7 protein-coding genes and 2 pseudogenes are annotated in these 6,450 nt (G+C 42.7%); 2 read left to right on the forward strand and 7 right to left on the reverse strand.

Annotation, left to right across the window (positions count from 1 at the left end):
• Positions 1-223 precede the first annotated feature (223 nt).
• Positions 224-586: a DUF3302 domain-containing protein gene (locus tag BGE37_RS16545; protein WP_000479624.1), complete on the forward strand. Its 363-nt coding sequence runs from the start codon at positions 224-226 to the stop codon at positions 584-586.
• A 2-nt stretch (positions 587-588) separates the two neighbouring features.
• A complete protein-coding gene (locus BGE37_RS16550) occupies positions 589-1,725 on the forward strand; it encodes an HlyD family secretion protein (RefSeq protein ID WP_105277684.1) in 1,137 nt (378 codons plus the stop codon).
• A 455-nt stretch (positions 1,726-2,180) separates the two neighbouring features.
• On the opposite strand, the gene BGE37_RS16555 is transcribed toward BGE37_RS16550, so the two are convergent.
• The 7 genes and pseudogenes from BGE37_RS16555 to BGE37_RS16580 all read right to left on the reverse strand — a co-directional run.
• Positions 2,181-2,702 (reverse strand): Imm57 family immunity protein, encoded by a 522-nt coding sequence (locus BGE37_RS16555; RefSeq protein WP_022646265.1) that lies wholly within the window; start codon positions 2,700-2,702, stop codon positions 2,181-2,183.
• A 4-nt stretch (positions 2,703-2,706) separates the two neighbouring features.
• Positions 2,707-3,153: a tlde1 domain-containing protein gene (locus BGE37_RS16560; protein ID WP_231347612.1), complete on the reverse strand. Its 447-nt coding sequence runs from the start codon at positions 3,151-3,153 to the stop codon at positions 2,707-2,709.
• Positions 3,083-3,301, reverse strand: a pseudogene (locus BGE37_RS26010) (RHS repeat-associated core domain-containing protein); the annotation flags it as partial. The pseudogene BGE37_RS26010 and the gene BGE37_RS16560, both read right to left, overlap by 71 nt.
• 33 nt (positions 3,302-3,334) lie before the next feature.
• Positions 3,335-3,808, reverse strand: coding sequence for a sel1 repeat family protein (locus BGE37_RS16565; protein ID WP_032185457.1), 474 nt, complete (start codon positions 3,806-3,808; stop codon positions 3,335-3,337).
• Between the two features lie 11 nt (positions 3,809-3,819).
• Positions 3,820-4,775 (reverse strand): annotated as a pseudogene (locus BGE37_RS16570) (RHS repeat-associated core domain-containing protein); the annotation flags it as partial.
• Between the two features lie 29 nt (positions 4,776-4,804).
• Positions 4,805-5,647: a HEAT repeat domain-containing protein gene (locus BGE37_RS16575; RefSeq protein ID WP_001544187.1), complete on the reverse strand. Its 843-nt coding sequence runs from the start codon at positions 5,645-5,647 to the stop codon at positions 4,805-4,807.
• Positions 5,648-5,667: 20 nt separating this feature from the next.
• Positions 5,668-6,450: polymorphic toxin type 34 domain-containing protein (locus BGE37_RS16580; protein ID WP_105288226.1), on the reverse strand; the 783-nt coding region annotated here is incomplete at its 5' end.

The following is a 6,450-nucleotide window of genomic DNA, read 5'->3' on the forward strand; positions in this document are numbered from 1 at the left end:
AATCACAAGATATTTTCTTACGGCGTTCACCTGATGTGATCTGCAGCATGTTATGCCTTCGTCATAAAATCGTTATGTAACTAAGCAACTCATCACCTCTAAAAATTATTCTTTGGTGTTATGGCGAGAATCGCGAACCCGAATTATTGTCAAAATATCAGCCTGACTCCCTTCTGGCTGCCAGCCAAAAAACAACACCGATAAACGTGAATCCGAGGCAGATATGTTTCTAAACTATTTCGCGTTGGGAGTGCTGATCTTCGTCTTTCTGGTGATTTTTTATGGAATCATCGCGATACATGACATCCCTTATCTGATTGCCAAAAAGCGCAATCACCCCCATGCCGACGCTATTCATACGGCGGGCTGGGTGAGCCTGTTTACTCTGCATGTTATCTGGCCGTTCCTGTGGATCTGGGCGACGCTCTATCAACCGGAGCGTGGCTGGGGTATGCAGTCACATGTTGCGTCGCAGGAGAAAGCGACTGACCCGGAAATCGCCGCACTTTCTGACCGAATTTCCCGGCTGGAGCATCAACTCGCCGCCGAGAAAAAGACTGACTATTCCACGTTCCCGGAGATCTAAATATGGATCTGTTGATTGTTTTAACTTACGTGGCGCTGGCGTGGGCGGTCTTTAAAATCTTCCGCATTCCGGTAAATCAGTGGACGCTGGCGACGGCGGCGCTGGGAGGCGTGTTTCTGGTGAGTGGTTTGATTTTGTTGATGAACTACAACCACCCTTACACTTTTACCGCACAGAAAGCGGTGATTGCTATTCCCATCACGCCACAGGTGACGGGGATCGTGACTGAAGTCACTGACAAGAATAATCAGCTTATTCAGAAGGGCGAGGTGCTTTTTAAGCTCGCCCCGGTACGTTATCAGGCGCGAGTCGACAGACTTCAGGCTGACCTGATGACGGCGACGCATAATATAAAGACACTGCGCGCGCAGCTCACTGAAGCGCAAGCCAATACCACCCAGGTTTCAGCGGAGCGTGACCGCTTGTTTAAAAATTATCAACGTTACCTGAAAGGCAGCCAGGCGGCGGTAAATCCGTTCTCGGAACGTGACATCGACGATGCGCGGCAAAACTTCCTCGCGCAGGACGCGCTGGTGAAAGGCTCGGTGGCGGAGCAGGCGCAGATCCAGAGCCAGCTCGACAGTATGGTTAACGGTGAGCAGTCGCAGATTGTCAGCTTAAGGGCGCAGCTTACCGAAGCGAAATATAACCTTGAGCAGACCGTCATTCGCGCGCCGAGCAATGGCTACGTCACTCAGGTGCTGATCCGCCCAGGTACATACGCAGCTGCCTTGCCGTTGCGTCCGGTAATGGTTTTCATCCCTGAGCAAAAACGGCAAATTGTCGCCCAATTTCGGCAAAACTCGCTGTTACGTCTGAAACCAGGTGATGATGCGGAAGTAGTGTTTAATGCGCTACCTGGGCAGGTATTCCACGGCAAACTGACTAGTATTTTACCTGTCGTGCCAGGCGGTTCGTATCAGGCGCAAGGGGTATTGCAATCATTAACGGTCGTGCCCGGCACGGACGGTGTGCTGGGAACCATTGAACTGGACCCTAACGATGATATCGATGCCTTACCCGACGGCATCTACGCCCAGGTGGCAGTTTACTCCGACCATTTCAGCCATGTTTCGGTGATGCGGAAGGTGCTGCTAAGAATGACCAGTTGGATGCATTATCTTTATTTGGATCATTGAGGGGGGCGGGGGATATTATGGAACTTTGCTCCTTGTAAGGACTAATTATTTTTGCATATTATTTCATCGGCTGTGATGATTTTTCTTTAATATTCATTATGTTAATAAGTTCGGGATGAGTGTGAACTCATTGGATTTTTTATCCGTCTTGATCTGCCGCAGGATCAGACTATACATCGTCGAGATCGCAATGATTATGAATTGTTCCTCTGCGACGATGCTAATCAAAAAAGTGCTGGAGTGCTTTTCCATCTATTGCGATGATGGTTTTATTATCTGAAGAATGGCTGTCACATTTAAAAATATATAATTTATAGATCACAATGTAGGTTCATGGAATATATGTATACAACTATTTTTCTCTTCACTTTTAATTATCGTATTCATTATAACACTAAGTTAAAAAAACTCCTGGAGAGTGAGTTATTAATATATTTTTAAATATAATTAAGTTATTATTCATCGATGCATTTTATAGAATCATCAATGGCTACAATAGTACTATTAACTCTCCAATTTATATTTTTATTATCATTGCAAATATTAACTGAATCTATATCAATGATTTTTTTATTTTTATCTTTTATTTTATTTACAGTTTCAATGCAATCAGCGACAAGTTGGTGTGGATTTAGATTCTTCAGATATGGTCTTATGATCTTTCCCTTGCTTAATAAATAGCATGTATAAGATTCGGAAAGTCCAGCATCTATTTTGTACATCATTATTCTAGATAAGGATGTGAGAAATGCCTTGTTATCATTAGCAGCCATATATGCCAGTCCGAGTTCAGCCTCTGCGGCTTTACATGAAAAATAGCTAAGTGAACACGCTTTTCGTCCCTCTTGGGTACTGGCTGATATTAGTGCCCATAATATTGCCTTGTCTGCCAAATCCAACTCTCTCTGAAATTGGTTTACAGTAACTGCATTCGCAGAAATAGAGAAAAAAAGCACAATTGTTAATAACCTTGCCATATTTCTAGTCCGTCACTGTTAATGTGTTATCTGGCTCTGAAAATATTAGCTCATTTAATTTTTGCATGTCATTAGATGAACCAGTTATACAACCCTCGGAACAGAATCGAGGTCCTAAAGATGGACCAAAAGCGTTTAAACAACTATGTATTAAAAATCCATCACGATTATACGTTTCTGTATTTGCTGACGGTACTAAACGTATACCATTAGGTTTTCTATTAGTTGCTCCAGGACCATTAACATTCCAGGTCCATACCCCTTGAGGTATTGGGCCTCTATTTTGTAAGTGTGTACAACCAGGATTATTTTTACATTGCATATTATTACCATTATTACCAGAGGCGACTGAAATAGTAAGCACACCATAAGAATTATCATCACCTGGTATATCTGAAACACACGAAAGCATACCTAAAGTTATGCTGTATAAACAGGTGGCTAATCCCAAGGGGATCGATTCCAGAAATCGGGTTCAAAGGATACTGATAAAAATTCCACCTACCTTCCAGCCCAATCGGAGCCTGAGTGTTATACCGCCCCTGCTGCGGTTAATGTTACCGATAATAGTTATAGTACAGCCCTGATTCATCATCATACTACTGCTGCGGCAGTCTGATGAATTATTGCTTTTACGGATTCTCCTTATTCTTCCTTCTATCCATTCGCTTTAGCTTTAGCTTTAGCTTTTTGAGCTCTTGAAGTTTGCTCTTTGCATCAATATTACCGTTATTTACAGCGAATTCCATCCAATAAATAGCTTTATTCAAATTATAATATTCTGATAATATTGGATTTGTATCCGATAAAAAAACTCCATAATTAAACTGCGCTGTAACATTCCCCTGAGATGCTGATCTTTCTAAGTATCGCAATTGTTTGTAAATGTTATTTTTAGTAAAGCAGTAATATTGATATAGTCGAAATGATGCCTCTGAATCACCATGTTGTGATTTATACTTCAGTTTCATCAACTTTTCTTCACTTAAATCATAGGTCATTGCTGTAGACCCCATCATACTTTCGTTTTGTTTTATTTTCACATCAGCACCATGCAATTGAAAAATAAAAGAGAAATAAAAAAATAGTAACAAGCATGCTTTCATACATCTACAACCTATCTTATATCACTGGGTTTTTCTGGCGTACCTTGCATATTAGAAATGGGGTGCCCAGATGGCCCATATGTTATCCAATTACCAAGGTCTTTTGTTGTTATAGCCATAAGATCCTTATTTGAATTAAGGTTCGTTGGTGCTGTTAGCACTGTATCCATTTTTAACTTACCATTAGTTCCTCGCCCCACCACGTCCATAGCGTGTCAGGTCCTATTACATTTGTATGTAACTCTTTAGCTAATTGGCTAGCAAATGAATTTTGTCCTTTACCTGTATTACAAGAAAATAACCAAACTGTCATCCCATCTTTATAATTCCCATCAAATTTAATTAGATATGCTAGATCTTTAGCTGTCATGATACTGCGCGTTGCGGATTCAATAGATGTGGGGGTACCATGCCCCCCGATTGTGAAAACGCCTGGGATATTAATCTCATCAGCTACAGAATGGATAAGATCACTTTCGGGGTATAAATTTATATCAACCAAACCTTGCGGATCTACATTTATGACCGGATCCAACGGATACTGATAAAAATTCCATCCCCCCTTCAGCCCAATTGGATCCTGAGTGATATACCGCCCCTGCAGCGGGTCATAATAGCGGTGGCGGTTGTAATACAGGCCGGACTCCTCATCATACTGCTGCCCCGGCAGCCGGATGAGCTGCTGCAGTTGATGCGGGTTCTCTTCATTCAGCAGGTTGCCCCATTCATCATATTCTGCGTACCACGCTGTTGCCCCTTCCGTGCTGACAAGCGCCAGGGGCAGACCGCGATGGTCGCAGTGGTACAGGTGAATTTTTCGCGCCGGCGTGTACACCGGGTCCATCTGGTTTTGCATCTGCGTCACCGTCAGGCCGCACGATGCCAGCCAGCGGCGGCTTTCCTCACTCACCCGGTCAGCCAGGATTTCACTTTCCAGCCGGTCGAGCATCTGCACCGTGCCGGCGGGAATACCCCACTGTGCATAGGCAACTCACGCTATGAACGCTTCAGCTTATCAATAGCGGAAGTTATAATTTCATTGTCATCAAACTTGTACAACATAGTATCTAAAACAGGAAGTAGCGTTTTATCACCTAATTCACCCGCAGCTTCAATGATATCATCATAAACAGTATTTTTTTTTAACTCATCGCATAAAACAGATAAAACCCTTTTATCTTTTCTGTAGGAAAGTCCGATTATTGCTTCAATACGGACTTCCTCATTTTTATCCTGAAGCATCTCCACAAAACAATCCCTAATATCACTATTATCATATTTATTGATATTTATTGCAAATGCGGCCCAGTTTCTGACATCTCCATTTGGATCTTTTAACAGATTAATCAATAGTGGAATTGTTGCTTTATCATTGATAACAGAAATAGCAAATGCTGTAGCACGTCTGACATTAGTCGATTTATCAAAAGCAGTAATTTGAGATTGTTCTACTATTTTAGGTGAATAAATTGGGTTTTTCTTGCATCGCTGAGCCGTTGACTCGATTGCCGTAGCTCGAACGCAAGCGCTCTTATCATTCAATGCCATATTGTTCAAAATATTAAACACATTACCTTCGCATTTTTTGCAAATTTTTATTTGCCCGAGTATAAATGCTCCGATATCTCTACGGATATAATTTTTATCAGAGCAGAACTCAATTGCCAATCTAACAGCGTCTTGCCCACCTCTTAACTGTAATACTCTGGCAGATGAAATCCTTTTCAAGGAATTGTGATCATCAAGTAAGCGAAATAATTCATCATCATTTAGTTTCTTACATTGATTATATAAACCATACTCTTTACTTGCCTTTCTTTTCTGGTATGTATTTGACATTGCAGGAACCTCCATAAAGGCTATCTTTTTTTATCGTTTGACTGTCTGGAGTGACGACAATTCCAGGCTTTCTGTGTGCTTTTTGCATCTTTAGCACTAATATCACCACAATCAATTAGTTCCTGAAGTACGTCACATCTGTCGGGTTTTTTCCCATCACTCCAGAATCTGTCATTTATTATGTCATTGACACGATCAGTTATCCCTGTGTCTGCAACATTTCCACGAGAAGCTATCATTGTTATATCTAATGCTAGTCCCGGATTATTCAATATTAGAGAGTCAAATATTCTTTGTGATGCTGTATCGTTCCACCATTTTGTCAATGCTTTTGCAGCATTATCATCTGCTTGCTGCTGTGCAGGGCTTTTTGGCCATGGAATTGGCAAGGGGAATGGTCCAGGAAAAACTTCTAACCCCAGAGGATCTGTATTCGTAACTGGATTCAACGGATACTGATAAAAATTCCATCCCCCCTTCAGTCCAATCGGATCCTGAGTGATATACCGCCCCTGCAGCGGGTCATAATAGCGATGGCGGTTGTAATACAGGCCGGACTCCTCATCATACTGCTGACCCGGCAGGCGAATGAGCTGCTGCAGCTGTTGCGGATTCTCTTCATTCAGCAGGTTGCCCCATTCATCATATTCTGCGTACCACGCTGTTGCCCCTTCCGCGCTGACAAGCGCCAGCGGCAGGCCGCGATGGTCGCAGTGGTACAGGTGAATTTTTCGCGCCGGCGTGTACACCGGGTCCATCTGGTTTTGCATCTGCGCCACCGTCAGGCCGCACGATGCCAGCCA

It is taken from the genome of Escherichia sp. MOD1-EC6300 (assembly GCF_002965045.1).
Classification (GTDB): domain Bacteria; phylum Pseudomonadota; class Gammaproteobacteria; order Enterobacterales; family Enterobacteriaceae; genus Escherichia; species Escherichia coli_F.

Coding starts and splice junctions, on each gene's coding strand:
- BGE37_RS16575 (WP_001544187.1), bottom strand. CDS start 5,647: ATGTCAAATACATACCAGAAAAGAAAGGCAAGTAAAGAGTATGGTTTA.
- BGE37_RS16555 (WP_022646265.1), bottom strand. CDS start 2,702: ATGGCAAGGTTATTAACAATTGTGCTTTTTTTCTCTATTTCTGCGAAT.
- BGE37_RS16565 (WP_032185457.1), bottom strand. CDS start 3,808: ATGAAAGCATGCTTGTTACTATTTTTTTATTTCTCTTTTATTTTTCAA.
- BGE37_RS16550 (WP_105277684.1), top strand. CDS start 589: ATGGATCTGTTGATTGTTTTAACTTACGTGGCGCTGGCGTGGGCGGTC.
- BGE37_RS16545 (WP_000479624.1), top strand. CDS start 224: ATGTTTCTAAACTATTTCGCGTTGGGAGTGCTGATCTTCGTCTTTCTG.